Consider the following 25,006-nt stretch of genomic DNA (forward strand, 5'->3'; position numbering starts at 1 on the left):
GCTCCCACACTGGTTCAGTGGTGTTGCTACTTGCGGTTAAGCATCACCGGCAGCTGCGCAACCAGTTTGGCGTTGTTCAGCGGCGCACGGATGAACCCGCGCTGCGTGCCGTCCGGGCCGATCACCGCCAGGTTGCCGCTGTGATCCACCGTGTAGTTCGGCTTGCTGGTATCGGCTGGAATGAACGGAATGCTCACGGCATTCGCCACCTTCTGCAGCTCTTCAATCGACTTCGGTGTCAGGCCCACGAACTGTGGATCAAAGTAGCCCAGATACTGCTTCAACTGCTGCGGGTTGTCGCGATTCGGGTCGACGCTGACCAGCACGATCTGCAACTTATCCACAGCATCTTTGGGCAACTCGCTCTTGATCTGGCGCAGCTGCGCGAGGGTGGTCGGGCAGATGTCCGGGCAGAAGGTGTAGCCGAAGAACAGCAGGCTCCACTTGCCTTTCAACTCGTCGATGGCGACCGGTTGGCCGTCCTGATTGGTCATGGTCACGCCCGGCAACGTGCGGCTCTGCGGCAGCAGGATGATACCGGCGTCGATCAGCGCGGTGGGGTCGCCCTGGCCCTTGCCACTCAGCACTTTGTTGACGGTCAGTCCCAGGATCAGCGCGATCACGGCGACGAGGATGAAGACGGTTTTCTGGGTTCGAGTCATAGGTTCAACAGTAAGTAGTGGTCTACGAGCAGGGCGATGAACAACAGGAACAAGTACCAAATAGAGTACTTGAAGGTGTTGATCGCCGCGTGCGGCCGAGTGCCACGGTACAGCACCACGGCCCATTGCAGAAACCTTGCGCCCAGCGCCAGCGCGCAAACTAGATACAGCAGGCCGCTCATATGGATCACGTACGGCAACAGGCTCACCGCCAGCAGGGCGAAGGTGTACAGCAGAATGTGCACTTTGGTGTAGTGCTCGCCGTGGGTCACCGGCAGCATCGGGATGTCGGCTTTGGCATATTCCTCCTTGCGATGAATCGCCAGCGCCCAGAAGTGCGGCGGGGTCCAGGCGAAGATGATCAGCACCAGCAACAACGGTTCGGCGCTGACATGGCCGGTGGCGGCGGTCCAGCCGAGCAACGGTGGGGCGGCACCGGCGAGACCGCCAATGACGATATTCTGTGGCGTCGCGCGTTTGAGGAAGCCGGTGTAGATCACTGCGTAACCGAGCAGCGAAGCCAGCGTCAGCCAGGCGGTCAGCGGATTGGTGAAGGTCAGCAGCATCGCCTGCCCGAGCAGCGCCAGCACCAGCGCAAAAGTCAGCGCCGCTGCCGGCGAAACCCGGCCCTCGGCCAATGGCCGTTTATGGGTGCGCGCCATCACTGCATCGATGCGCCGATCCACCACATGATTGACCACCGCCGCGCCGCCGGCACATAGCGCGATCCCCAGATTACCGAACACCAGCACCGTCCACGGCACCCCGGCGCGGGTCGCGAGGAACATGCCGACCAGCGAGGTGATCAGCATCAGCACCACCACTTTCGGCTTGGTCAGCTCCAGATAGTCACGCCAGATCGCCTGATGCGGGCGTTCGCCAATCAGAATCGCCACGGCGTTTCTCCTTTAATAGTGATGGGCGCCGCCACGTGTTTACGCGGGCTGAGGCGCCAGCGCGCGAGCACCGGCTGTTTGACCCGGACCAGACTGGTGCGCGCGTGGTAATTGACCAGCACCATGCTCAGCAGCAGCGCGGCGCCACCGGCGTTGTGCGCCACGGCCACTGGCAGCGGCAGATGGAACAGCACGTTGCTGATGCCGAGCGTGATCTGTGCGCCGAGGGCGACCAGCACCAGCCCGGCGAGCCGGGTCATGCCGACGGCCCTGAGTTGCCAGGCCAGACCGAGCAGGACGATCGTCACCAGCAGCGCGCCGATGCGATGAGTCAGGTGAATCGCCGTGCGCGCGTCGCTGTCGAGTTGTCCGCCGAGGTAATTGGGGCCGATGTGCTGCGTCAGGTGAAAACCGTTGGCAAAGTCTGCCGGTGGCAGCCATTGGCCGTGACAGGTCGGGAAGTCGACGCAGGCTACCGCCGCGTAGTTGGAACTGACCCAACCACCCAGTGCGATCTGGCCGATTACCAACAACAATCCTGCGGTCGCCCAATATTGCAAACGCTTGGGCACGGTAAGCGCCGGCAGCACCCCGGACAATCGCAACGTCAGCAAAAACAACAGACTCAAGGTCGCAAAGCCGCCGAGCAAATGCCCGGTGACCACTTGCGGCCAGAGCTTGAGCGTCACCGTCCACATGCCGAACGCTGCCTGGGCGAACACCACCGCCAGCAGAAACAGCGGCAGTTTCAGTGGCTGACCCGGATGACCACGATTAACCCAGGCGCGCCCGGCCAGAATCGCAATCAGCAGGCCGAGAGTGCCCGCGAAGTAACGGTGGATCATCTCGTTCCAGCCCTTGTGCGCCACTACTGGCGAGTCGGGATAGTGCAATTCGGCATGGGCCAGTTGGGCTTCGCTTTTCGGCACGCTGATAAAGCCGTAGCAGCCCGGCCAGTCCGGACAGCCGAGGCCTGCGTGGGTCAGGCGGGTGTAGGCGCCGAGCAGCACGACGATCAGTGCCAGCAGGGTGGCAAACAGCGCGAGGCGAAATCCAGGTTTGGCCATGACGATGCCCTTATCCGATGTTCGACAGTTTCAGCAGATGACGCAGGTCGTTGAGCAGATCCTTACCCTTCACGCTCGGGTCGTAGCGCAGTACGAGGTTGCCGTGGGGGTCGATGATCCACAGCTGCGGCGTGGCCTTGTCGCCGTTGGCCTTGCTCAACGCTGCGCTGTCCAGCGGATAGCGTTGCAGCTGCGGGTATTCGCGGCTCAGCTTGGCTTCGTACTCGGAGCCCAGCGGTTGGGCAGCGGCAAGGGCATGGCTGGCGCGTCCGGCGTCGCGGCCGAGACCGATCTGGATCTGCCGGGCGAGGTACACCAGTTGCTGACAGTCCACCGCGCAATCCTTCGGCGCGGTCACCAGCATCTGCCAGCGTTGCTCGTCGGCCTGCACACCGAGGTCGCCGCGGGTCTGGCCGTTGCCGATCAGCTCGCCGTGATAGCTGCGACCCTCCGGTACCCAGAACTGCAATTTGTACATGCCGGTGGCGAGCAGCATCGGGCCGACCACGCCGAGCACAATCAGCAACAGCTGGATCCGCCCGCGACGGCGGGTGGCCGGGGTTTTCGCCTCAGACATGCTGGGTGGATTCATGGCCGTTCCCATGGTGGTTCTCCTTTGCGTTGTGCAATCCAAGGTAGAGATAGAGACCGAGCAGGGCGGTGGCCATCGCGAACCACTGCACGGCGTAACCGAGGTGTTTTTCCGGGCCCATGGCCACTACCGGCCAGTCGGCCTCATAGCTGGCGGGGCCGGGTTCGGCGCGAAGTTCGTAGGCGAAGCCGTCACGTTCGAGGGTTTTCCACAGCCTGGCCGGCTCGACGGCGGTGATGGTTTGCGGCCAGGTGCTGCTGGCCGGGTCGGCGTGCAACTGGAAGGTCGCACCGGGGGCAACGTAGGCCCAGGCGTCGACAGTCAATGCGTCGGAAGGTGTGGTGAATTGCGGCGGCACGCGGCGATCCGGCCACGGCAACCAGCCGCGATTGACTAGCAGCCACTGGCCGCTGCGTTGATCCTGAAACGGTTGCAGCAACTCGACGCCGACCTTGCCGTCGCGTTGGCGGTTGTCGAGCAACAGACTGTGCGCGGCATCGAACTGGCCGTGCAGATGCACACGGCGATAAGCCGGGTCGATGCTATGCAGCAATTCGCTGCTGGCCATCGGGTCAGCCGCGCGGCGCTCGGCGTAAGTGGCGAGCAGGGCGGTTTTCTCCGCGCCGCGGCCCAGTTGCCAGAAACCCAGCGACACCAGCAGTGGCAGCAACAGCGCCACCACCACGGTCGGTATCACGCCCGGGCGAAAGCGCTTCATGGCCGCGCCATAAAGTCAGTCGTCGCGATCGCTATACTCAACTGCATCGCCTGTCCCCCGGAGTCTTCCCATGCTCAAAGCAGCCATCGTCCTGCTGCTGATTGCCACGGTGATCAGCCTGTTCAGCGGCCTGTTTTTCCTGGTCAAGGACGACAGCAGTTCGAATCGCCTGGTGATCGCCTTGAGTGTTCGGGTGGCACTGGCCGCTGCCACCGTCGGCTTGATTGCCTGGGGCTTTTACAGCGGCCAACTGGTGTCGCATGCGCCTTGGTAATGCAGATCCTCAGATTACGTAAACGAAGATAAAGAGGCCGATCCACACCACGTCGACGAAGTGCCAATACCAGCTCGCCGCTTCGAAACCGAACTGGTGCTCGTTGTCGAAGTGGCCCTTCATGATGCGCATCAGCATCACGAACAGAATGATCGTGCCGATGGTCACGTGGGCGCCGTGGAAACCGGTGAGCATGAAGAACGTTGCGCCGTAGATGCCCGAACCCAGGGTCAGGCCCAGTTCGTGATAAGCGTGAATGTATTCCTCCGCCTGGAAACCGAGGAACGCACAGCCCAATAGCACGGTGATCGCCAGCCAGATTTTCAGCGCCCCGCGATGGCCCTTCTTCAAGGCATGGTGGGCGATGGTGATGGTGACGCTGGAGCTGACCAGCAGAATCGTGTTGATCAGCGGCAGGCCCCACGGGCTGATGACTTCCTTGGGCGGCGGGAACAGTTTCGGGTCCGGGGTGTGCAGCAACGGCCAGGTGAACTGGAAGTTCGGCCAGAGCATGTGGGCGATGCCTTTCGGGCCTTCGCCACCCAGCGCCGGGCCGGAAATGTGCCGCACGTAGAACAGCGCACCGAAGAAGGCGACGAAGAACATCACCTCGGAGAAGATGAACCAGCTCATGCCCCAGCGGAACGAGCGATCCAGCTGTGCGCTGTAAAGTCCCGCGCGGCTTTCCTTGATCACCGTGCCGAACCAGCCGAACAGCATGTACGCCACCAGCAGGCCACCGATGAAAAAGATCAGCGGGCCGTGAGATTCCGGGCGCGCGGCCTTCAGATCGTTGAACCAGACGGCCAGGCCGTACACGGTGACGAGCATGCCGATCGTGGCAATGATCGGCCACTTGCTCTGGGCCGGAACGAAATAATGCTCATGAGTTGCCATTTATTGTTCTCCTTATCGGGCACGCTTAACCGCCAGTGTTTACAGCCACCGGAGGATGTCGGGCGGTGATATCGAACAGCGTGTAGGACAGCGTCAGGTGCTTCACGTCCTTGGGCATGTCGCGGTCAACGATGAAACGCACCGGCATCTCGATCTGCTGACCCGGCTGCAGCACCTGCTGGGTAAAGCAAAAGCATTCGGTCTTGTGGAAATACGCCGCAGCGTTGCTCGGCGCGATGCTCGGCACAGCTTGCGCACTCATCGGTTTGTCGGTGGGATTGCGCGCGATGAAAATCATCTCGTTGACCGCGCCGGGGTTGGCGGTCAACTCATCGTGTTTGGGATAGAAGTCCCACGGCATGTCGGCGGTGTTGGTCGAGAGAAACTGCACGCGCACCTGGCGAGAGGTATCAACCACCTGCTCACCCTCGTACTGCCCTCCAGTCTTGCCATTGATGCCGAAGGCCTTGCACATCACGTCGTAGATCGGCACCAGGGCAAAGCCGAAGACAAACATTGCGACCACGACTCCCAGCAGCCGGGTGACCAGTTTTTTCAGCGAGATCGAGTCAGCCATGATTGTCAGCCTCCACCGAGACCCCCTGTGGGAGCGGGCTTGCTCGCGAATGCCATTCATCATTCAACACATGAGTTGAATGATCTGAGGCATTCGGGAGCAAGCCCCCTCCCACAAAGGCCAGGCGTTTCATTTCACTTCCGGCGGCGTGGTAAAGGTGTGATACGGCGCCGGCGACGGCACGCTCCACTCCAGGCCTTCGGCGCCATCCCACGGCTTGGCCGGGGCCGGCGCGCCGCCGCGAATGGTCTTGATCACGATGAACAGGAAGAAGATCTGCGTGGCGCCGAACATGAACGCGCCGATCGAGGAGACCATGTTGAAGTCGGCGAACTGCAGGTTGTAGTCCGGAATCCGCCGTGGCATCCCCGCCAACCCCACAAAGTGCATCGGGAAGAAGGTCAGGTTCATGCCGACGAACGACAGCCAGAAGTGCAGCTTGCCGAGGGTTTCGTCGTACATGTGCCCGGTCCACTTCGGCAGCCAGTAATAGGCCGAGGCGAAGATCCCGAAGATCGCCCCCGGCACCAGCACGTAGTGGAAGTGCGCGACCACGAAGTAGGTGTCCTGGTACTGGAAGTCCGCCGGGGCGATGGCCAGCATCAGACCGGAGAAACCGCCGATGGAAAACAGGATTACAAACGCCACGGCAAACAGCATCGGCGTCTCGAAAGTCAGCGAGCCCTGCCACATGGTGCTGGCCCAGTTGAACACCTTCACCCCGGTGGGCACGGCGATGAGCATGGTCGCGTACATGAAGAACAACTCGCCCACCAGCGGGATGCCGACCACGAACATGTGGTGCGCCCACACGATGAACGACAGGAACGCGATGCTCGCCGTCGCATAGACCATCGAGGTGTAGCCGAACAGCGGCTTGCGCGAGAAGGTCGGGATGATCTGGCTGACGGCGCCGAAGGCCGGCAGGATCATGATGTACACCTCGGGGTGGCCGAAGAACCAGAACACATGCTGGAACAACACCGGGTCACCGCCACCGGCGGCACTGAAGAAACTGGTGCCGAAGTGGATGTCCATCAGCATCATCGTCACGCACCCGGCCAGTACCGGCATCACTGCGATCAGCAGAAACGCGGTGATCAGCCAGGTCCAGACGAACAGCGGCATTTTCATCAGGGTCATGCCGGGGGCGCGCAGGTTGAGGATGGTCGCGACCACGTTGATCGCGCCCATGATCGAACTGATCCCCATCAAGTGGATGGCGAAGATAAAAAACGTCACGCTTTCCGGCGCGTAAGTCGTCGACAGCGGCGCATAGAACGTCCAGCCGAAGTTCGGCCCGCCACCGGCGGTGAACAGGGTCGAGACCAGCAGCAGGAATGCCGCCGGCAGCAGCCAGAAACTGAAGTTGTTCATCCGTGGCAGGGCCATGTCCGGCGCGCCGATCATCAACGGGATCATCCAGTTGGCGAGGCCGACGAACGCCGGCATCACCGCCCCGAAGACCATCACCAGACCGTGCATGGTGGTCATCTGGTTGAAGAACGCCGGTTCGACGATCTGCAGCCCGGGCTGGAACAGCTCGGCGCGGATCACCATGGCGAACGTGCCGCCGAGCAGGAACATGCAGAACGCGAACCACAGGTACAGCGTGCCGATGTCCTTGTGGTTGGTGGTCAGCACCCAGCGCATCAGGCCTTTGGCGGGGCCGTGGGCGTGGTCGGCATGACCGTGGTCATCGATTACAGCGCTCATGGCCGGTCTCCTTTACGTGAGTGGACGGGGCGGGCCGGGGCGCGTTGCCCCGGCCGGTTCACGAAGTACGCGATAGACCGGCTCATTTGCTTTGCGCCTGTTTGAGCTCCAGCACTTCTTTTGGCGTGACCATGTCGCCCTTGTTGTTGCCCCAGGCGTTACGTTCGTAGGTCACGACCGCGGCGATATCGACCTCCGACAGCTGCTTGCCGAACGCAGCCATGGCGGTGCCGGGCTTGCCGTGGAAGACAATGCTCAAGTGATCCTTGATCGGCCCGGTGGCTATTTTCGAACCTTTGAGTGCCGGGAACATTGGCGGCAGGCCCTGACCTTCGGCCTGGTGACAGGCCACGCAGGTGGTGTGATAGACCTTGTCGCCGCGCTCCTTGAGTTCGTCGAGGGTCCATTCCTTGCTGGTCAGCTCTTTAAGCTGCGCGGCCTCGGCTTTGCGCTCGGCGAGCCATGTCTCGTAGTCGGCCTTGTCCTTGACCTCGACCACGATCGGCATGAAACCGTGATCCTTGCCGCACAATTCAGCGCACTGGCCACGGTAGAGGCCGGGCTTGTCGACGCGCGTCCAGGCTTCATTGACGAACCCCGGGATCGCATCGCGTTTGACCGCGAAGGCCGGCACCCACCAGGAGTGGATAACGTCGGCGGAGGTCACGAGGAAGCGCACCTTGGCGCCGACCGGCAGCACCAGCGGCTTGTCGACTTCGAGCAGGTAGTGCTCGCCCTTGGCTTCCTTGTTGTGGATCTGTTCGGCGGGGGTGGCCAGGTTGCTGAAGAACTCGACGTCCTGTCCCAGGTATTTGTAGTGCCACTTCCACTGGTAACCGGTGATCTGGATATCGATATCCGGCTCACTGGTGTCGTACATGCGGATCAGGGTGGCGGTCGCCGGGACCGCCATCGCCACCAGGATCAGCAGCGGCACGACAGTCCAGAGAATTTCGACGGTGGTACTTTCGTGGAATTTTGCGGCGACCTGCCCGGTCGAGCGACGATGCACGATCATCGACCAGAACATGGCGCCGAAGACGATGATCCCGATCACCACACATATCCAGAAAATGGTCATGTGCAGGTCGAATACTGCGTGACTGATTTCAGTCGCTCCAGGCGCCATATTCACAGTCCAGGCCGCATGCGCCGGGCTGAAAATCGACCACAACAGGAGGCCCATCCAGACGTGTGGATGTCGCATCATTGCGGGTTCCCCTTATCGTTCTTGTTATCCCGGAGGCGTAACGCCTGCGGCAAGGGAGCGGCTGCATCAGACTACGAACTTGAATCGCCGGGCCTTGCTGCGGGTGCAGTCGGGCGTCATCAGCTAACTCCATTCAATGGCGAGTATAGACAGCCATCGGGAATTGCAATGTTGAGGAGTAAATGATCTGAAACAGCCGGGGCTTGCGCTCAAGGGTACGAATGGAGAAGGATGCAGACGAGTGGTGGCGAACCGATATAACGCTGCTGCATCAAGGATGAAATAATTATGACAAATGCGTCTTAGCATTTTTCGTAAGCCAGCTAACTTATGTCTTCCCTATTTCATTGCCTTGTTCCCTGGAGTTTTCATGAACACCGCCGCATTGCGCGAGCAGATCCAAAAAGCCCAAAAACACGAGAAGGAAACCGGCCTGCTGACCCGTCAGCTGGAAAGCAAACTGCCTCATTTACACCCGGCGATCCAGTTGCCGGAAGCCGACGCCAACGGCGTGCTGACGCGTTTTGTCGCCGCCTATATCGATGAAGTACCAGACCTGCTGGATGCAGCCAACGAAGTCGCCAAGGAAGCGGGGATCGAATCGCAGATCAAACCGGTGCTGAAAATCGCCGAGCAGTATTTCCTCCAGCCGCCGGCCATCATGTCCGGGCATGTCGGTCTGGACAGCCTGCTGGACGAAGCCTATCTGGCGCACCGCTTTGTCGAAGAGGTCAACGACCTGTACATCAAGCATTTAGGCCAGCCACTGATCCCCTTGGACATGACGGTCGCCAATCTGATTGCTCACCAACTGATCGGTGAGGAATTTGCCAATCAACTGGACGAAGCCGTGCATCACGCCATCGACGAGATGCTCAACGACGAGAGTTTTGCGCTGGAATCGGTAGAAGCCTACCGCGATAAACTGAGCAGCCCGGACACCGGCGCGGCCTGGAAGCGCTGGCCATGCATGGGCCGCCGCCTGGGCGTGGGCCTGGAGCTGGATCAGCCTGCCGCCTGATTCAAAGCCCGGTACAAATGCCGATTGTGGGAGGGGGCTTGCTCCCGAAGGCGGTGGATCAGTCACTATCAATGTCGACTGACCCACCGCCTTCGGGAGCAAGCCCCCTCCCACAGGGGTATTTCAAGATCAGGTTTAACCAGCCGCACCGATCCCGGTATTGGTCCGAATCCGTCCCTCAAGCCGTCGCTTCAACCCGCGCGACTCGATCACCAGTTTCGACCCCTTGGCCGCATTCGCCCGGCCCCACTCTTCCAGCAATTCCAGACATGAATGGTCGATGTAGCTCAGGTTATTGAGCGGCACATGCACTGTCGTGCCCTGCGGAATACTGCCCAGCACCTGGGTCAGCGCCGGCACCTTGAGGAACGTCGCCGCGCCCACCAGACGCAATTCCATCTCGCCGTCCTGCGGCAGATCGATCAGGCTGATCTTCAGCCGCGAAGCCTTGAACGCCAATTTCAACATCGTCAGACCGAAACCGATCAGCACACCGGTCAGCAGGTCGGTGAAGATGATCGCCAGCGCCGTGGCGGCGTAGGTGAACATCGGCATCCGTCCATAACGACCCAGGCCTCGAAACGCTTTGAGATCGACCAGTTTGAACCCGGTGTACACCAACACGCCTGCCAGACTCGCCACCGGAATGCTTTGCAGCACGCTCGACAGCAACAGCACGAACGCCAGCAGCCACAGACCATGGAAGATCGTCGAGTATCGGGTGGTCGCACCGGCCTGGACGTTGGCCGAGCTGCGCACGATCACCCCGGTCATCGGCAACGCACCGACCAGACCGCAGAGCATGTTGCCGACACCTTGCGCCGACAGCTCACGGTCGAAGTCCGAGCGCACACCGCTGTGCATGCGGTCTACAGCCGCTGCAGACAACAGGGTTTCGGCGCTGGCAATGAACGCCACGGCAAAAGCCGCAATCAGCAGGGTTGGATCAGCGAGGCTGAGCAAGTCCGCCGGTTTCAGCCAGTCGATGGCTTCGGCCAGGTTCTCCGGCACTTCGACCCGTTTCACCTGCAACGCCAGCAGCAGACTGGCGCCCGTGGCCAGACCGACGCCGAGCAGCGCACCGGGAATGAAACGCAGCGAATGCGGGCGAAACTTCTCCCACAGCCACATCACCGCAATGGTCGCCAGGCCGAGCAATCCGGCCTGCCAGCCGAACGACGGCAAGGCTTGCGCCACTGCGCCGGGGAACGCCGTGAGGTTATCCAGCCCGGACGGTTGCGGTTTGGCATCGAGCATCACATGGATTTGTGAGAGCACGATCAGCACACCAATCCCGGCGAGCATGCCGTAGACCACCGCTGGGGCCGTCACCCGAAACCAGCACCCGAGCTTCAGGCGCCCGGCCACCAGTTGCAGGAAACCGGCGAGCAACAGAATCGGCCCGAGCATCTCGATCCCGTGCTGGCGCACCAGCTCGAACACCAACACCGCCAGACCGGCAGCCGGCCCGCTGACCTGCAACGGCGAGCCCGCCAGCCAACCCACCACCAGACCGCCGATGATCCCGGTGATCAGACCTTTGGCCGGCGGCAACCCGGAAGCGATCGCAATGCCCATGCACAGCGGCAACGCGACCAGAAACACAACCACCGAAGCCAGCAGCTCCCGTGGCAACACCGCTTTCAATTGAGCAGCACGCATGATGACTCTCCCGAAGCTTTCTTCAGGCGTGGCGAAGCCGGGCCGCTGAACAGCGGCCGGCGTCATGCCACACAGATTTTTAGGAGGATTTAGAAGCGCGCTTTGGGCGTCGCCACCGGAATCGGATGGCTGCCGTCGAGCGGCAGGAAGCATCCCTGATCCGCGTCGTAAGCTTTGATTTCACTGGTTTCGATGTTGTAGACCCAGCCATGGATGAACAGCTGACCGTTCGCCATGCGTGAGGCTACTGAAGGATGGGTACGCAAGTGCTGCAGTTGGGCGATGACGTTCTCCTCGGTGAGGATCGGCATGCTTTCTTTTTCGTCGGCGCAGTTACAGTTTTCGTGGACCATGGTTTTTGCCACTTCGGCGTGGCGCAGCCAGGCTTTGACCGTCGGCATTTTTTCCAGGCTGTCCGGATTGAGCACCGCGCGCATGGCGCCGCAATCGGAGTGGCCGCAGATGATGATGTGCTGCACGCCCAGCGCCAGCACCGCGTATTCGATGGCGGTGGAAACGCCACCGTTCATCTGGCCGTAAGGCGGTACGACGTTGCCGACGTTACGGGTCACGAACAGATCGCCCGGCGAACTCTGGGTGATCAGCTCGGGCACGATGCGCGAGTCGGCACAGGTGATGAACATCGCCCGCGGCGATTGCGCCGTGGCGAGTTTCTTGAAGAGTTCTTCCTGCTGGGGAAAGACCTCATGATGAAAATGCAAAAAGCCGTCAACGATGGTTCGCAGCGCTGCATCGGCGGATTCCGCCCCAGGGACGGCTTGCGCCGACGCAGCCAACGGCTGTTTATCCTTGTCACTCATGATTCATCCTCTTTGGCGGATTCGGGGAGTCGTTCCCGTGTATTCCGGTATGAAGCCAGTGGCTGTTTAAAACATCCGGGCCATCCCGACCCATCAGTCACTCGATGAACAAGGTAGCCGCCGAAACTTAACTCAAACTGAATCAAGCGCTCTAGAACGTGTGTTCCAGGTCACAAAAAACGTGACTGGCGTGTTTCGACGCAAGGATTCCAACCCTCAACCATAAGCTGATTGTCGCTAAATCAACGACATGTGGCGACCCGGCGGACAGAAGGCCGCGCGATCAAGCTGAAGAATTTTTTAATTTGATAATGGGTAGGAAGTTAGTATTAGTTGGCTTGAGTCTCATGTTAGTTGATCTATTTGTGGTCGGGTTTATTATTTTGAAATGACTAGGTTGTTGTGGCTCAATCGTTTTATTCCTATAGTTTTTTGGCGGGCATGATTAGTGTGTCCGTCTAATTAATTATTCAGGGATTGAAAAAATGACAACTCAAACTACTTTTGTTACTACCATGAATGCATTGCGCGAATTTCATAAGGCAAGTTGCGATCATACGCCTGGGGCGCGCCGCCAAGCTCTGGTCAAACCGGTTTATCCAACGGTTTCTGCGCTCACTTCGCTGACACCGGAAGAAACCGCGGCAGTTGAAGGCTTGAAAGAAGATTCGCAAAGAAACGGTGCCGTTAACACCAATGAAATTCAGAATCAGATCACCGCGGACACCGAGCGGCTCAAGGAAAGCGGTGGTGGTGACGCTGCCAGCGAGGAGTTCAGGAAGCGTATGGAGGAGAAGCGTGCAGCGCAGAAAGAATCTTCCAACAAAATGATCGATGATATGTTCGATAAGGCTATTGATATTGGTGAAAAGTATCCGGCGACTCAGGGGGCAATCCTTTCTGTGTCGGACCAGATCATGGCGTTTTTCAGCAAGTTATACAACGAGATCTATTTCTGGGTCAGCAATATTGTTGAGCAGTTTGTCGAGTGGGTGAAAAACGCTTTGGAAAACATCAAAGATACCGCCCGACGCATCGTCGACTGGATCAGTAACTGGTTCAAGTAACAGCTTCTCCGAAGCCAGTAGTTCTAAGTAATCGCTTGATGGAGCCAGACTCCATCAGGCGATTTTTTATTGTTTTGCGCTCTGCCTACAGCAGAGCCATTTGTGCCCCTGGCGGACAGAAGGCCGTGCAGTCGAGGTTATAGCCCTCACGATGGTTTAAACCGAGACGTTTAATGGCTTTGGCGAAACGTTGCGCCAGCAGGTCGGCGAACGGTCCCTCGCCGCGCATTCTCGCGCCGAAACGGCTGTCGTAGAGTTCGCCGCCTCGGCTCTGGCGGATCAGGCTCAGGACATGAGCCGCGCGCTGCGGATAGTGCGCCTGCAACCATTCCTCGAACAACGGCGCCACTTCCAGCGGCAGGCGCAGCATCATGTACGCGGCGCTTTGCGCACCAGCCGCATGGGCTTCGGTCAGCAGGCTCTCGATTTCGCTGTCGTTGATCATCGGAATCATCGGCGAACACAGCACCCCCACCGGAATGCCCGCTTCGCGCATCACCCGGATCGCCCGCAGCCGTGCTTTCGGCGCAGCGGCTCGCGGTTCGAGGATGCGTTTGAGTTCGTCGTCGAGGGTGGTCAGGCTGATCATCACCGCCACCAGCCGTTGCTGCGCCAGCTCGGTGAGCAGGTCGAGGTCGCGCAGAATCAGCGAACCCTTGGTGACAATGGTCACCGGGTGCCGGTAGCGCAGCAGCACTTCAAGGGTCTGACGGGTGATCTTGTGCTCGCGTTCGATGGGCTGATACGGATCGGTGTTGGAGCCAAGGTTGATTGGCGCGCATTGGTAACCGCGTTTGTTCAACTGTTGTTCCAGCACCTGGGCGGCGTTGGTCTTGGCGATCAGCCGGGTTTCGAAATCCAGCCCCGGCGACATGTCCCAATAGGCATGGCTCGGTCGCGCATAGCAATAGATGCAACCGTGCTCGCAGCCGCGATAAGGATTGATCGACCGGTCGAAGGGCAGGTCTGGCGAGGTGTTGCGGGTGATGATGGTTTTCGCGGTCTCGATCATCACCTCGGTGTTCTGCGTCTCCGGCACTTCCTGATGCCAGCCGTCGTCCTCGGCTACCGAACGGTTCGGTGCAAAGCGGTTGTGCGGGTTGGTCGCGGTGCCGCGACCCCGTGGTGGCAATGGAGTAGACATGAAAACGCCCCGATACTGTATATGCACACAGTATCGGGGCGTTGCTCATCTGGCTAGTGCCGTCGGGCGACTGGTCAGTTGTGCTGTGTAACCTGACCGAGGTCATCGCCGGAGGTGTGCTTCATATCCTCCTTGCGTAGCTCGGCAACGTCAGCGGCTTTCACCGGCGTCCCTTTATTGCCCCAGCTGCCACGGATAAAGCTCACCACATCCGCCACTTCCTGATCCGACAAGCGCCAGGCGAAGCCCGGCATGGTGAAGGTTGATGGCGCCGTGTGAGTGGCCGGCAGGGTGCCGCCCTTGAGCACGATGTGGATCAGCGAGGTCGGATCCTCCGATTGCAGCACCGGGTTACCGGCCAATGCCGGGAACACCCGAGTGTAGCCATGGCCGTCGGTACGGTGGCAGGCCGCGCAGTTGTCGATGTACACCGCTGCGCCGCGCTGACTGTCGTCGCCGTTCCACAGGGCTTTGGCCGCTTTCTCGTCGTACTGATGCGGCTGATCGTTCGGATCAGTTGCGGGCAGCGACTTGAGGTAGCGGGCGATCGCAGTGAGGTCGGCGTCGGTCATGTACTGCATGCTGTGGGTGACCACATCGCTCATGCCACCGAAGACTGCACTGCGGTCGCTGCGGCCGGTCTTGAGGAACTGCACCAGTTGCGCTTCGCTCCAGCTGCCCAGGCCATCCTTGTGATCACCGCGCAGGCTCTTGGCGATCCAGCCTTCCAGCGGTGCACTGCCGGCGAGGAAGTCCTTGCCGTCCGCTGCCCTCAGGGATTTTTCCTGCATGGTCAGGGCCCGTGGCGTATGGCAGGCGCCGCAATGGCCGAGGCCTTCGACCAGGTAGGCGCCGCGATCAATCACCGGATCATCCGAGGTGGCCTTGTAGTCCTCGACCTTCGGCGCGAACAGCCAGCGCCAGCCCATCAGCGGCCAGCGCATGCTCAGCGGCCATGGGATGTCGCTGGCCTTGTTCTGCTGCGCCACCGGTTCGACACCGTGCATGAAGTAGGCGTACAGCGCCTGCATGTCGGTTTCGCTGACCCGGGCGTAGGACGGATACGGCATCGCCGGGTACAACGTACTACCGTTTTTGGCGACGCCGTGGCGCACCGCTTTGTCGAAGTCCTCGAAGCTGTAATCACCGACGCCGGTTTTGTCCGGGGTGATGTTGGTCGAATAGATCGTGCCGATCGGGGTTTCCATTGGCAGGCCGCCAGCGAACGGTCTGCCGCCCTTGGCGGTGTGGCAGGCCACGCAGTCACCCGCGCGGGCGAGGTATTCGCCTTGTTTGATCAACGCCTGATCGACGTCGGCGGCGTGTACAGCCGTGCTGCCGAGCAGGGCCAGGGTCGCGATAACGATATTCTTCATGGTCATCGCTCCTTATGCCTGAACCAGCGGGCCGGGGTTTTTCAGGTACTGCTCGCGGATTGCCTTGGCCGACCAGTAGGTCAATGCCGCCACCAGCCCGGTCGGGTTGTAACCCAAGCCTTGCGGGAACGCCGACGCGCCCGGTACGAAAACGTTGTGCACGTCCCAGCTCTGCAGGTAACGGTTCAGCGCGCTCTTCTTCGGATCGGTGCCCATGATTGCGCCGCCGTTGAGGTGGGTGGTCTGGTAGGCCGCGGTGTTGAAGTGATCACCGACCTGCTTGCCGATCACCGCGATGGCTTTCGGGCCCATGGCTTGAGCGACCTTGCCCATTTTCTCGACCATGAAGCGGTTCATCTTGATGTCGTTTTCCTGCCAGTCGAAGGTCATGCGCAGCAGCGGCAAGCCGTAGGCATCGCGGTACACCGGATCCAGATCGAGGTAGTTGCCACGGTAGGACTGGTGCGCGCCGTGGGCGTCCATCGACACCTGGTGGGTGTAGTAATCGGCGGTCGCGCGCTTCCACTGGCTACCCCAGGCCGGGGTGCCGGGCGGGTTCGAGGTGCCGGCAATCGGTCGGCTGCCCGCCTGGTTGACCCACATTGGCGAGCCACCGACGAAGCCGTGCGGGCCGTGGTCAAAGTTGTCGGCGTTGAAATCGTCCAGCGCCACGCCGTTGCCGCCGGCACCGATGAAGTTGTTGGTGTGGGTGTCCTTGTCGAAGAACGCCTTGATGGTCGCCATGTTCTGGTAGGCGAAGTTACGCCCGACCACGCCTTCGCCGCTGATCGGGTCGTACGGTTTGCCGATGCCCGACAGCAGCATCAGCCGCACGTTGTGCAGCTGGAAGGCGCCGAGGATCACCAGATCCGCCGGTTGCTCGATCTCGCGGCCCTGGCCGTCGATGTAAGTCACGCCGGTGGCCTTGGACTTGGTGCTGTCGAGGTTGACGCGCAGCACATGCGAGTTGGGCCGCAGCTCGAAATTCGGCAGGGGCTTGAGCGCTGGCAGAATGTTCACGTTCGGCGAGGCCTTGGAGTACATGTAGCAAACGTAGCCGCTGCAGAACCCGCAGAAGTTGCATGGGCCCATCTGTGCGCCGTAGGGATTGGTGTACGGACCTGAAGTATTCGCCGACGGCAGGTTGTAGGGTTTGTAACCGACCTCTGTCGCCGCTTTGCCGAACAGCTGTGCGGAAACGGTGTTTTTCTGCGCTTCCAACGGGAACGGATTAGAGCGATCCGGTGCGTAAGGGTTACCGCCCTTGCCCTGACCGACCAGTTGGCCCTTCACGGTCCAGGCCTGGCCGGAGGTGCCGAAGACTTTTTCGGCGAAATCGAAGAACGGCTCCAGCTCTTCATAGCTGACGCCGAAGTCCTGGATGGTCATGTCCTTGGGGATGAAGCTCTTGCCGTAACGCTCTTCGTAGTGGCTGCGCATACGCAGTTCGATCGGATCGACGCGAAAGTGCACGCCCGACCAGTGCAGACCGGCGCCGCCGACACCATTGCCCGGCAGGAACGCACCCAACTGGCGATTCGGCAGGGCGATGTCGTTGACGCTGTGGCGGATAGTGACGGTTTCTTTCGAGATGTCCTGAAAGAGTTTTTTGCGCACGCTGTAGGTGAGTTCGTCGATCACCTGTGGATAGTTGCCGTCGGGGTAGGTGTCCTGCATCGGCCCGCGCTCCAGCGCCAGCACGTTGAGCCCGGCCTCGGTCAGCTCCTTGGCCATGATCGCGCCAGTCCAGCCAAAACCGACGATCACGGCGTCGACCTTCTTCATTACGGTTGCCATGCTCAAGCCCTCTCGCCGCGAATCGACACTGCCGGGAAGGGGTATTGCTCGTTGCGTTCTACCCAATCCATGAAATCGGCGCGGGCGCCGGGAAAGCCGATCATGGTCCAGCCGACCATGCCTTTATTGCCACCGTGGATCGGGTCGCAGAAGAACCCTTCCTTGGTGTTTTGCAGCAGCAGATTGAAGAAAATCTTCGCTGGAACCGCATCGAACTGCGGTTTTCCGGCTTCGAGCTGCTTGAGCAAATTCTCTCGGGTAGCGCTGTCTTGCTCGGCAAATGTTTTACCGTTGAGCGATTTTGCCCACTGATCCGTGGCAGCGATGCCCAGGCGATAGATCTCTTTTGGCACCAGTTTGCTCTGCCAGCCCATCTCCGGCGCAGCGTCGGCGTTGAACGGGCCTTGCATGTACCAGAGGGCACCGGCGGCATACGGGGTGTTCATCTGGCGGTCGATGTATTCCGGCACGCCGGCTTCCAGGGCACCCGGGCCTTGCTCGTCGTTGGGGATCAAGTGCGCTACGGCAGCGTTGATGAAAGCCCATTCCTCGGCGGTGAAATAGCTTGGTTGGTAAGCGCTGGCATCCGCCTTGGCAGGGGATGCTGCGGGCGTCGCCGGGGCCGCCTCGGGCGCCGCTTGCAACACGCTGCTGCCCAAGCCGGTACCGGCAAGGGTGACCACAGGAATCAGGGTCAGGGATTTGCGCAAGAACTCACGCCGCGGGTTGTCTCGATCTGCATCAGACATGGGGTGCACCTCATCAGGCATTGATGGTTGTCCGTTTCTGCGAACGGCTTGAGCATTTTTTCGTCGCGGCGTGAGGCCCGTTTGACCGGGAAAAGGGGGACGCCTGCAACATCGTGTGACAAATGGTAGCAGGCTATGCATCGGGATAAACCGATTCAGCGGAAAAAAGCCGCCGGTTTTTATGCGTGTCTCAATGAAATCGCACGGATTCACAATTCTTTGACAAGTGCCTCACAGGGCTTTGACCGTGAGACGCACAAGCTGCGAGGCCTTTCGTTATGAATTCCGATACGGTCAGCCAGCATGTCTCGAGTGCGCCTTTTCCCTGCTTTGTGTTTGTCGATTGTTGCGCTGCTGCACCTGATTCCGGCCCAGGCTGACGCTACTGCACCCTCGCGTCCTCCGGAGTGGGCGCAACCGGTGCAAGAGCAATACAACCTGTTCCAGATGTCGCCAACGCTGTACCGCAGCGCCTTGCCCGATGGCGGTGTGGTGCCGTTGCTGAAGAACCTGAAAGTGGCGACGGTGATCAACTTCCTGCCGGAAGCCGATAGCCGTTGGCTGTCTGAGCCCGACATCAATCAAGTGCAATTGCCTTATCACACCAACCATGTCGATGACGCCGATGTGCTCAAAACGTTACGCGTGATTCAGGCTGCCGAAGCCAATGGCCCGGTGCTGATGCACTGCAAACATGGTTCCGACCGCACCGGCCTGATGGCGGCGATGTACCGGATCGTGGTGCAGGGCTGGAGCAAGGAAGACGCGCTGAACGAAATGACTCAGGGTGGTTTTGGTGAAAGCGGCCATTTCAAGGATGGCGTGCGTTATGTGATGCAGGCTGATGTCGACAAACTGCGCACCGCACTGGCCAACGGCGACTGCAGCACCAGTGCCTTTGCCACCTGCTCGATGAAGAGTTGGTTCCAGTCGGTCAACCTCAAGTAGGCCGCACCCTCCACGGCATTGCACCGTGGAGGGTCATTCGCCGGCTCAGTCTTCGGACTTTTTCTTCAGCTTCGGATTCGGAAAGAACTGCACAGCCTGGACGGTTTTGTCCGGCGCCGGCTTGAGCGCGCTGGTATTGACCCGCGTGCCCAGTTCCTTGGGAACCGACAGCCCTTGCTCGTTCAGCGTATCCGAGTATCCGCAGGCCACGCACTCACGGTGCGGCACGCTGTCCTCGTTCCACATCATCAACTTGTCCGGTTCGCTGCACGCCGGGCAGACAGCCCCGGCGATAAAGCGCTTCTTGGTAATCACAGGTGCCTCACTCATGCTGCCGCGTCCTCACTCAGGCCGCTATGGCGCAAGAGTGCGTCAATCGATGGCTCACGGCCACGGAAGTCGACGAACAGCACCATCGGTGCCTGCGAACCGCCACGCGCGAGAATTGCTTCGCGGAACGCGCGGCCGGTCTCGGCATTGAGCACGCCGTCTTCTTCGAACCTGGAGAAGGCATCCGCCGACAGCACTTCCGCCCACTTGTAGCTGTAATAGCCCGCCGCGTAACCGCCGGCGAAGATGTGCGCGAAGCTGTTGGGGAAGCGGTTGTACGCCGGTGGACGCATCACCGACACCTCATCGCGCACGCCTTCCAGTACTTGCGCCACGCTGCGGCCGTCACCATGGGTGGCGTGCAGTTCGAAGTCGAACAGCGAGAATTCCAACTGCCGCACCATCATCAGGCCGGACTGGAAGTTCTTCGCCGCGAGCATTTTCTCCAGCAGGTCTTGCGGCAGCGGCTCGCCGGTTTCGTAGTGACCGGAGATCAGCGCCAGGCCTTCCGGCTCCCAGCACCAGTTTTCCATGAACTGGCTTGGCAGCTCGACCGCATCCCACGCCACGCCGTTGATCCCCGAGACACCGGCGTGATCAACGCGGGTCAGCAGGTGATGCAGGCCGTGACCGAATTCGTGGAACAGGGTGGTCACTTCATCGTGGGTCAGCAGCGCAGGCTTGCCGCTGTCGGCCGGGGTGAAGTTGCACACCAGGTTGGCCACTGGGCTTTGCAGCACGCCGTCAGCGGTACGGCGGCGGTCGCGGGCGCCGTCCATCCACGCACCGCCACGCTTGTTGGCGCGGGCGTAGAGGTCGAAGAAGAAGCGCCCGACGTGCTGGCCGTTTTCCTTGATTTCGAACAGGCGCACGTCCGGGTGCCAGGTGTCGAAGCCTTTCAGTTCGGCGATTTCGATGCCGTACAGACGCTGAACGATAGCGAACAGACCACCGAGGACTTTATCGATCGGGAAGTAGGCGCGAAGGGTTTCCTGAGCGACGCTGTAGCGCTGCTCGCGGAGTTTTTCCCCGTAGAAACCGCTGTCCCAGCTTTGCAGATCGGCGCAGCCCTGTTCGGCGGCGTAAGCGCGCAGCTGCTGCAAGTCCTGCGCAGCGAACGGCTTGCTGCGCTTGGCCAGGTCGCGCAGGAAGCTCAGCACCTGATCGCTGGACTCGGCCATTTTCGTCGCCAGACTCAGCTCGGAGAAACTGGCGAAACCCAACAGTCTGGCCAGTTCCTGACGCAGGTCGAGGATCTCTTCCATGACCGGGCCGTTGTCGTTCTGCCCGGCATTCGGGCCTTGATCCGACGCGCGGGTGCAGTAGGCGGCATAGACTTCTTCACGCAGCGCGCGGTCCTGGGCGTAGGTCATCACCGCGTAGTAGCTCGGGAATTCCAGGGTGATCAGCCAGCCATCGAGGCCTTTGGCCTGGGCGGCGGCAGCCATTTGCGCCTTGGCCGAATCGGTCAGGCCGGCGAGGGCAGCTTCGTCGGCGATGTGTTTGGTCCAGGCTTGCGTGGCGTCGAGCAACTGGTTGGAGAAGCGGCTGCCCAGCTCGGACAGTTTGCTTTGCACTTCGGCGTAACGCTTCTGTTCGGCTTCCGGCAGGTCGATACCCGACAGACGGAAATCACGCAGGGCGTGTTCCAGAATGGTTTTTTGCGCCACATCGAAACCGGCGGCTTCCGGGCTGCTGGCCAGCGCTTCATAGGCCTGGAACAGTTCGCGGTTCTGGCCCATCTCGGTGGAGTAGGCGCTCAGGGCCGGCAGGCACGACTCGTAGGCTTCGCGCAGTTCAGCGCTGTTGCACACGGCGTTGAGGTGGCTGACCGGGCTCCAGGCAGCGCCGAGGCGATCGTTGAGTTCGTCCATCGCCAATACCAGGCCGGCCCAGGTCGGATTCTGGCCTTGGGTCTTGAGAATTTCGGCGATGGCGGCGCGGTTGTCCGCCAGGATCGTTTCGATGGCTGGCAGCACGTGTTCGGCACGGATCGTGGAGAACGGCGGCAGGTCGTAGGACTGCAGAAGAGGGTTGTTCACGCTCACGGTTGGCACCTTGGCTGGAAGAAACATGCACCCATCTTAATTACAATCGACACTCACCGCAGCTATCGGCGACAGAGAGAGAACTTATCGTGTCCGTTCGCAAGTACCAGAATCACACCCCGCAACTCGGCAAAGGCGCGTTTGTCGACGCCTCGGCGGTGGTAATCGGCGACGTCGAAATCGGTGAAGACAGCTCCGTCTGGCCGCTGACCGTGATCCGTGGCGACATGCACCGTATCCGCATCGGTGCGCGCACCAGCGTGCAGGACGGTTGCGTGCTGCACATCACTCACGCCGGGCCGTTCAACCCAGACGGGTTTCCGTTGCTGATCGGCGATGACGTGACCATTGCCCACAAGGTCATGCTGCATGGCTGCAGCGTTGGCAGCCGCGTGTTGATCGGCATGGGCAGCATCGTCATGGACGGCGCGGTAGTCGAGGACGATGTGATCATCGGCGCCGGCAGCCTGGTGCCGCCGGGTAAGCGCCTGGAAAGCGGTTTCCTGTACGTGGGCAGCCCGGTGAAACAAGTCCGCTCGTTGACCGACAAGGAGCGCGCCTTCTTCACCTACAGCGCGGCGAACTACGTGAAGCTCAAGAACCTGCATCTGGCCGAAGGCTACGACCAGCTCTGAATCGACCTACACCTGCTCGGGATTTCTCATGCATTACCAGACCGTACTGTTCGACCTTGATGGCACCCTGACCGACCCGCGTGAGGGCATCACCCGTTCCATCCAGTTCGCTTTGAGCAAACTCGGCATCGACGAGCCGGATCTGAGCAAACTCGAACACTTCATCGGCCCACCGCTGTTGCAGGCGTTCATGCAGTTTTACGATTTTGATGAAGCCAAGGCGTGGCAGGCGGTGAATTTTTATCGCGAACGATTCAAGGTCACCGGCCTGTATGAAAACCGCGTGTTTGATGGTGTTACGCCTTTATTGGAAACCCTGAGCGGGCAGGGACGGCAGCTGTATATCGCCACTTCGAAGCCGTGGGAATTTGCTCGCGAGATTGCCCGGCACTTTGATTTTGCCCGGCACTTCAAGGTGATCTACGGCAGTGAGCTAGATGGCACGCGGACCAACAAGGTCGAGCTGATTGCGCACCTGATTGCTGAAGAAGGGCTGGATCCGGCCAGCACGCTGATGATCGGCGACCGCAAACATGACCTGATCGGCGCGCGCAGCAACGGTATCGATGCGGCGGCGGTGGGTTATGGCTTTGGCAGTTTTGAAGAGTTGAGTGCCGAGGCGCCGGCTTATCATTTTGAGACTTTGGCCGAGTTGCATCAGGCGTTTTTGCGGCGCTGATCAGTCAGTCTTCGCGAGCAAGCCAGCTCCCACAGGAGGTATGCATGTCAACTGTGGGAGCGGGCTTGCTCGCGAAGAGGCGAGTTCAGCCGGTCTGGATTCAAGCCTCTGCCAAAGCTTTCAAAGCCGCCTTGCGTTTCTCGTCAGGTAACCCGCCTAGCTTCTCAACCTCGGCATAAAACCGCACCCAATCCCCCCCAACTTGCCTGAACAATGCCGCAAACGCCGGCACCCACTGGTCATACAGCCCGAACGGCAACAGCCGCGCATTGTTTAGCGGCATGTTCACCCACGCATCGTAGCGCTTGTCCCCGGCCCACTGGCGGTCGCGCATCAATCGATATTCGCGACGAAACTGCTCGAACGTCGCCGTTTTGCGCTCGCGCATCTGCTCGGCCGGCAGCGGCTGGGCGTAGAGTTGTTCCAGGCGCGCGCGCGTTTCCAGCACCAGTTCGATGAACTGATCGCGCTGCTTGAGCCTGGCATCGGTATCCGCCGGCAACCCGCGAAACGCCCGCCACTGCCGCGTACCTTCCTGTTCGACAAACGTGGCAAACGACTCGTTGAACTCGGTGTCGTCCTTCACATAGAAGCGCTGATGCGCCAGTTCATGAAAGATCAGCGTGGCCAGACGCTCATCGCCCCAGCCCATCATCGAATTGAGGATCGGGTCATTGAACCAGCCGAGGGTCGAATAGGCCTCGACGCCGCCAATCGCCACGTCCATGCCTTGCAGGCGCTGGATCGCCGCTTCGCCGCGCGCGGCGCTCTGGCTGTAGTAGCCGCGATAGGCCACGCAACCGGCGATCGGGAAGCAATGGTTTTGCGGGGTCAGGGAAAACTCCGGGGTGGCGAACACGTTCCACACCACATACGGCCGACCAATGTCGGCGTACAGCCGATAGCTCTGGTTATCCGGCAGGTGCAGCCGTTCACTGGCGAAGGCCCGAGCCTTTTGCGACTGGATCAGGTGCGTGCGCAGCTGAGCGTCGCGGCTCGGGTCGGCAATCACCTTGGCCACCGGCTCGCGCGCGCGCAACAATTGCAACTGACCGCTGGCCAACTGGCTGTAATAGCTGACGCTGGAACAACCGTTGAGCAACAAAAACATCACACCCGGAAACAAAATCCGAAAAACGCGATCAAGTAACCCATGGCTTGGAAGCGGCCTGCTCAAAATAAAAATCCTTTGGAAAGTCTGCCCGCAAGACTATCCCGCCATTTGGAGCTTCGCTATGCGCATGTTGTTGCTGACAGGAGGCCTGCTGACGCTGGCCGGTTGTGCCGGATTCGGAATGCCCGACCCTGACCCCTCGCAAGCCTGGATCGATCTCGATGCCCGGCAACAGGACACGGCGCTGCAAGCGCTGCAGGTCGATAGCCGGGCCACGGTCGACAAACGTTATTTCGAAGTCCAGCCCGGCAGCCATGAGCTGAAGGTGCGTTATCAGTTTCCGGTCGAAGCCACCAACATCGGCCCCGACGCCGAGCCACTGTGGCGCGACTGCCAGTTGAAGCTGACATTCAAGGAATTCAACGCCGGACAGCGTTATCAATTGCAAGCCGGCAGCATCGGGTTCCGGCCATGGGCGAAGCTCTATGACGAGCAGCGCAATGTGGTCGGCCAAGGAACCCCGGCAGGCTGCCAGCGCACGTGATCGGCGCTATGCTGGAGGTCTGAATCCCTGGACATCCCTCATGCGCAAGTTGATGTTGTTGCTCGCGGTCGGCGTTGTCGCCGGTTGCCAGACCCCGTTACCGCCGGTCGATCCGCAAATGGCCTGGGTCGACTTCTCGACTCCGACCCCTGGCGGCAAACTGCTTATGGCCGAGCGCCTGGACAATCAACGGCTGACCGATGGGCGTTTCTTTCAGGTCACGCCTGGCAGCCACGAGCTGCGGGTGCGGTTTGACTTCGAGGTGTTTGGCGGCGGCGGTGCGCTAATGACCGGCCCTGTCGAGCGGCTGTGCTATCTGTACATCCGCTACGACCATTTCGAAGCCGGCCAGCGTTATCTGCTGGAAGGTCGTTCGCTAGGGTTCACCCCGAGTGCCCGGCTGTACAACGCCAAACGTGAAATCGTCGCCGAGGATCGCGACTACAACTGCATTAACTGAGA

Annotated in this window: 26 protein-coding genes; 8 read left to right on the forward strand and 18 right to left on the reverse strand. The window is 60.5% G+C overall.

Translation table 11 applies throughout. The features are described 5' to 3' along the window. Positions 1-26: 26 nt before the first annotated feature. The 5 genes from ACS4NR_RS22205 to ACS4NR_RS22225 are packed head-to-tail and all read right to left on the reverse strand — an operon-like array spanning position 27 to position 3,935. Positions 27-662, reverse strand: a complete 636-nt coding sequence (locus ACS4NR_RS22205; protein WP_007962772.1) for an SCO family protein — start codon at positions 660-662, stop codon at positions 27-29. Next, entirely contained in the window at positions 659-1,558 is a 900-nt protein-coding gene (cyoE, locus tag ACS4NR_RS22210) for a heme o synthase (RefSeq protein WP_456018350.1), read from the reverse strand. The genes ACS4NR_RS22205 and cyoE overlap by 4 nt, the downstream gene beginning before the upstream one ends. Further along, positions 1,546-2,625: a COX15/CtaA family protein gene (locus ACS4NR_RS22215; protein WP_115986486.1), complete on the reverse strand. Its 1,080-nt coding sequence runs from the start codon at positions 2,623-2,625 to the stop codon at positions 1,546-1,548. Before ACS4NR_RS22215 ends, cyoE begins: the two co-directional genes overlap by 13 nt. 10 nt (positions 2,626-2,635) lie before the next feature. Further along, entirely contained in the window at positions 2,636-3,229 is a 594-nt protein-coding gene (locus tag ACS4NR_RS22220) for a hypothetical protein (RefSeq protein ID WP_456018351.1), read from the reverse strand. Further along, complete coding sequence (locus ACS4NR_RS22225; protein WP_456018352.1) at positions 3,195-3,935, reverse strand: SURF1 family protein; 741 nt, start codon at positions 3,933-3,935, stop codon at positions 3,195-3,197. The genes ACS4NR_RS22220 and ACS4NR_RS22225 overlap by 35 nt, the downstream gene beginning before the upstream one ends. Before the next feature lie 70 nt (positions 3,936-4,005). Here ACS4NR_RS22225 and ACS4NR_RS22230 point away from each other — a divergent pair, with 70 nt between their 5' ends. Further along, positions 4,006-4,209 (forward strand): twin transmembrane helix small protein, encoded by a 204-nt coding sequence (locus ACS4NR_RS22230; RefSeq protein ID WP_003220344.1) that lies wholly within the window; start codon positions 4,006-4,008, stop codon positions 4,207-4,209. A gap of 9 nt (positions 4,210-4,218) precedes the next feature. Here the strand turns inward: ACS4NR_RS22230 and ACS4NR_RS22235 are convergent, their stop codons facing one another. The 4 genes from ACS4NR_RS22235 to coxB all read right to left on the reverse strand — a co-directional run bounded on the left by ACS4NR_RS22235 (position 4,219) and on the right by coxB (position 8,609). Next, positions 4,219-5,106, reverse strand: a complete 888-nt coding sequence (locus ACS4NR_RS22235) for a cytochrome c oxidase subunit 3 (protein ID WP_456018353.1) — start codon at positions 5,104-5,106, stop codon at positions 4,219-4,221. A 25-nt stretch (positions 5,107-5,131) separates the two neighbouring features. Further along, positions 5,132-5,683 (reverse strand): cytochrome c oxidase assembly protein, encoded by a 552-nt coding sequence (locus tag ACS4NR_RS22240; protein WP_414894481.1) that lies wholly within the window; start codon positions 5,681-5,683, stop codon positions 5,132-5,134. Between the two features lie 129 nt (positions 5,684-5,812). Continuing rightward, positions 5,813-7,399, reverse strand: coding sequence for a cytochrome c oxidase subunit I (ctaD, locus tag ACS4NR_RS22245; RefSeq protein ID WP_047597053.1), 1,587 nt, complete (start codon positions 7,397-7,399; stop codon positions 5,813-5,815). A gap of 82 nt (positions 7,400-7,481) precedes the next feature. After that, the gene (gene coxB / locus ACS4NR_RS22250; protein WP_456018354.1) at positions 7,482-8,609 is read right to left on the reverse strand and encodes a cytochrome c oxidase subunit II; all 1,128 of its coding nucleotides are present in this window, start codon (positions 8,607-8,609) and stop codon (positions 7,482-7,484) included. Positions 8,610-8,979: 370 nt separating this feature from the next. On the opposite strand from coxB, the gene ACS4NR_RS22255 reads away from it, so the two are divergent. After that, positions 8,980-9,630 carry a hypothetical protein gene (locus ACS4NR_RS22255; protein ID WP_456018355.1) on the forward strand — a complete coding sequence of 217 codons (651 nt, stop codon included), beginning with the start codon at positions 8,980-8,982 and terminating at the stop codon, positions 9,628-9,630. 135 nt (positions 9,631-9,765) lie between these two features. Here the strand turns inward: ACS4NR_RS22255 and ACS4NR_RS22260 are convergent, their stop codons facing one another. Together ACS4NR_RS22260 and ACS4NR_RS22265 are read right to left on the reverse strand one after the other, a co-directional pair. Then, the gene (locus ACS4NR_RS22260; RefSeq protein WP_095139725.1) at positions 9,766-11,292 is read right to left on the reverse strand and encodes a SulP family inorganic anion transporter; all 1,527 of its coding nucleotides are present in this window, start codon (positions 11,290-11,292) and stop codon (positions 9,766-9,768) included. Positions 11,293-11,381: 89 nt separating this feature from the next. Next, complete coding sequence (locus ACS4NR_RS22265) at positions 11,382-12,113, reverse strand: carbonic anhydrase (RefSeq protein ID WP_204893910.1); 732 nt, start codon at positions 12,111-12,113, stop codon at positions 11,382-11,384. A 485-nt stretch (positions 12,114-12,598) separates the two neighbouring features. Between ACS4NR_RS22265 and ACS4NR_RS22270 the strand changes: the two genes are divergently transcribed. Beyond that, complete coding sequence (locus tag ACS4NR_RS22270; RefSeq protein ID WP_456018356.1) at positions 12,599-13,180, forward strand: hypothetical protein; 582 nt, start codon at positions 12,599-12,601, stop codon at positions 13,178-13,180. A gap of 85 nt (positions 13,181-13,265) precedes the next feature. On the opposite strand, the gene ACS4NR_RS22275 is transcribed toward ACS4NR_RS22270, so the two are convergent. The 4 genes from ACS4NR_RS22275 to ACS4NR_RS22290 all read right to left on the reverse strand — a co-directional run bounded on the left by ACS4NR_RS22275 (position 13,266) and on the right by ACS4NR_RS22290 (position 18,246). Continuing rightward, on the reverse strand, positions 13,266-14,324 hold the full coding sequence (locus ACS4NR_RS22275) for a PA0069 family radical SAM protein (RefSeq protein WP_166495097.1): 1,059 nt from the start codon (positions 14,322-14,324) through the stop codon (positions 13,266-13,268). Positions 14,325-14,398: 74 nt separating this feature from the next. Beyond that, on the reverse strand, positions 14,399-15,700 hold the full coding sequence (locus tag ACS4NR_RS22280; RefSeq protein WP_456018357.1) for a c-type cytochrome: 1,302 nt from the start codon (positions 15,698-15,700) through the stop codon (positions 14,399-14,401). A 12-nt stretch (positions 15,701-15,712) separates the two neighbouring features. After that, positions 15,713-17,497 (reverse strand): GMC family oxidoreductase, encoded by a 1,785-nt coding sequence (locus tag ACS4NR_RS22285; RefSeq protein ID WP_047597066.1) that lies wholly within the window; start codon positions 17,495-17,497, stop codon positions 15,713-15,715. Positions 17,498-17,499: 2 nt separating this feature from the next. After that, positions 17,500-18,246, reverse strand: a complete 747-nt coding sequence (locus ACS4NR_RS22290) for a gluconate 2-dehydrogenase subunit 3 family protein (protein ID WP_095139720.1) — start codon at positions 18,244-18,246, stop codon at positions 17,500-17,502. Between the two features lie 303 nt (positions 18,247-18,549). Between ACS4NR_RS22290 and ACS4NR_RS22295 the strand changes: the two genes are divergently transcribed. Then, complete coding sequence (locus ACS4NR_RS22295; RefSeq protein ID WP_456018358.1) at positions 18,550-19,194, forward strand: dual specificity protein phosphatase family protein; 645 nt, start codon at positions 18,550-18,552, stop codon at positions 19,192-19,194. Between the two features lie 45 nt (positions 19,195-19,239). Here the strand turns inward: ACS4NR_RS22295 and ACS4NR_RS22300 are convergent, their stop codons facing one another. Both ACS4NR_RS22300 and prlC read right to left on the reverse strand, forming a co-directional pair. Next, positions 19,240-19,524 (reverse strand): YheV family putative zinc ribbon protein, encoded by a 285-nt coding sequence (locus ACS4NR_RS22300; RefSeq protein ID WP_007962808.1) that lies wholly within the window; start codon positions 19,522-19,524, stop codon positions 19,240-19,242. Further along, complete coding sequence (gene prlC, locus ACS4NR_RS22305; protein ID WP_456018359.1) at positions 19,521-21,599, reverse strand: oligopeptidase A; 2,079 nt, start codon at positions 21,597-21,599, stop codon at positions 19,521-19,523. Before prlC ends, ACS4NR_RS22300 begins: the two co-directional genes overlap by 4 nt. 62 nt (positions 21,600-21,661) lie before the next feature. Here prlC and ACS4NR_RS22310 point away from each other — a divergent pair, with 62 nt between their 5' ends. Together ACS4NR_RS22310 and ACS4NR_RS22315 are read left to right on the forward strand one after the other, a co-directional pair. Beyond that, positions 21,662-22,207 (forward strand): gamma carbonic anhydrase family protein, encoded by a 546-nt coding sequence (locus ACS4NR_RS22310; RefSeq protein WP_456018360.1) that lies wholly within the window; start codon positions 21,662-21,664, stop codon positions 22,205-22,207. Positions 22,208-22,235: 28 nt separating this feature from the next. Further along, positions 22,236-22,886, forward strand: a complete 651-nt coding sequence (locus tag ACS4NR_RS22315) for an HAD family hydrolase (RefSeq protein ID WP_095139717.1) — start codon at positions 22,236-22,238, stop codon at positions 22,884-22,886. 100 nt (positions 22,887-22,986) lie between these two features. On the opposite strand, the gene ACS4NR_RS22320 is transcribed toward ACS4NR_RS22315, so the two are convergent. Then, complete coding sequence (locus ACS4NR_RS22320; protein ID WP_456018361.1) at positions 22,987-24,063, reverse strand: aminopeptidase; 1,077 nt, start codon at positions 24,061-24,063, stop codon at positions 22,987-22,989. Between the two features lie 58 nt (positions 24,064-24,121). Here ACS4NR_RS22320 and ACS4NR_RS22325 point away from each other — a divergent pair, with 58 nt between their 5' ends. Together ACS4NR_RS22325 and ACS4NR_RS22330 are read left to right on the forward strand one after the other, a co-directional pair. Continuing rightward, positions 24,122-24,544, forward strand: a complete 423-nt coding sequence (locus ACS4NR_RS22325; RefSeq protein ID WP_047297483.1) for a PA0061/PA0062 family lipoprotein — start codon at positions 24,122-24,124, stop codon at positions 24,542-24,544. A 40-nt stretch (positions 24,545-24,584) separates the two neighbouring features. Then, on the forward strand, positions 24,585-25,004 hold the full coding sequence (locus ACS4NR_RS22330) for a PA0061/PA0062 family lipoprotein (RefSeq protein WP_095139715.1): 420 nt from the start codon (positions 24,585-24,587) through the stop codon (positions 25,002-25,004). Positions 25,005-25,006: the final 2 nt, after the last annotated feature.

The organism is Pseudomonas sp. JQ36 (genome assembly GCF_053851495.1).

Bases quoted from the DNA above. Each gene is read 5' to 3' on its own strand.
- ACS4NR_RS22240 (WP_414894481.1), bottom strand. From the start codon at position 5,683: ATGGCTGACTCGATCTCGCTGAAAAAACTGGTCACCCGGCTGCTGGGA.
- ACS4NR_RS22235 (WP_456018353.1), bottom strand. From the start codon at position 5,106: ATGGCAACTCATGAGCATTATTTCGTTCCGGCCCAGAGCAAGTGGCCG.
- coxB (WP_456018354.1), bottom strand. From the start codon at position 8,609: ATGATGCGACATCCACACGTCTGGATGGGCCTCCTGTTGTGGTCGATT.
- ACS4NR_RS22225 (WP_456018352.1), bottom strand. From the start codon at position 3,935: ATGAAGCGCTTTCGCCCGGGCGTGATACCGACCGTGGTGGTGGCGCTG.
- ACS4NR_RS22280 (WP_456018357.1), bottom strand. From the start codon at position 15,700: ATGAAGAATATCGTTATCGCGACCCTGGCCCTGCTCGGCAGCACGGCT.
- ACS4NR_RS22215 (WP_115986486.1), bottom strand. From the start codon at position 2,625: ATGGCCAAACCTGGATTTCGCCTCGCGCTGTTTGCCACCCTGCTGGCA.
- ACS4NR_RS22230 (WP_003220344.1), top strand. From the start codon at position 4,006: ATGCTCAAAGCAGCCATCGTCCTGCTGCTGATTGCCACGGTGATCAGC.
- ACS4NR_RS22255 (WP_456018355.1), top strand. From the start codon at position 8,980: ATGAACACCGCCGCATTGCGCGAGCAGATCCAAAAAGCCCAAAAACAC.
- ACS4NR_RS22290 (WP_095139720.1), bottom strand. From the start codon at position 18,246: ATGTCTGATGCAGATCGAGACAACCCGCGGCGTGAGTTCTTGCGCAAA.
- ctaD (WP_047597053.1), bottom strand. From the start codon at position 7,399: ATGAGCGCTGTAATCGATGACCACGGTCATGCCGACCACGCCCACGGC.
- ACS4NR_RS22315 (WP_095139717.1), top strand. From the start codon at position 22,236: ATGCATTACCAGACCGTACTGTTCGACCTTGATGGCACCCTGACCGAC.
- ACS4NR_RS22300 (WP_007962808.1), bottom strand. From the start codon at position 19,524: ATGAGTGAGGCACCTGTGATTACCAAGAAGCGCTTTATCGCCGGGGCT.
- ACS4NR_RS22325 (WP_047297483.1), top strand. From the start codon at position 24,122: ATGCGCATGTTGTTGCTGACAGGAGGCCTGCTGACGCTGGCCGGTTGT.
- prlC (WP_456018359.1), bottom strand. From the start codon at position 21,599: ATGTTTCTTCCAGCCAAGGTGCCAACCGTGAGCGTGAACAACCCTCTT.
- ACS4NR_RS22205 (WP_007962772.1), bottom strand. From the start codon at position 662: ATGACTCGAACCCAGAAAACCGTCTTCATCCTCGTCGCCGTGATCGCG.
- ACS4NR_RS22270 (WP_456018356.1), top strand. From the start codon at position 12,599: ATGACAACTCAAACTACTTTTGTTACTACCATGAATGCATTGCGCGAA.
- ACS4NR_RS22295 (WP_456018358.1), top strand. From the start codon at position 18,550: ATGTCTCGAGTGCGCCTTTTCCCTGCTTTGTGTTTGTCGATTGTTGCG.
- ACS4NR_RS22330 (WP_095139715.1), top strand. From the start codon at position 24,585: ATGCGCAAGTTGATGTTGTTGCTCGCGGTCGGCGTTGTCGCCGGTTGC.
- ACS4NR_RS22260 (WP_095139725.1), bottom strand. From the start codon at position 11,292: ATGCGTGCTGCTCAATTGAAAGCGGTGTTGCCACGGGAGCTGCTGGCT.
- ACS4NR_RS22285 (WP_047597066.1), bottom strand. From the start codon at position 17,497: ATGGCAACCGTAATGAAGAAGGTCGACGCCGTGATCGTCGGTTTTGGC.
- ACS4NR_RS22275 (WP_166495097.1), bottom strand. From the start codon at position 14,324: ATGTCTACTCCATTGCCACCACGGGGTCGCGGCACCGCGACCAACCCG.
- ACS4NR_RS22265 (WP_204893910.1), bottom strand. From the start codon at position 12,113: ATGAGTGACAAGGATAAACAGCCGTTGGCTGCGTCGGCGCAAGCCGTC.
- ACS4NR_RS22220 (WP_456018351.1), bottom strand. From the start codon at position 3,229: ATGGGAACGGCCATGAATCCACCCAGCATGTCTGAGGCGAAAACCCCG.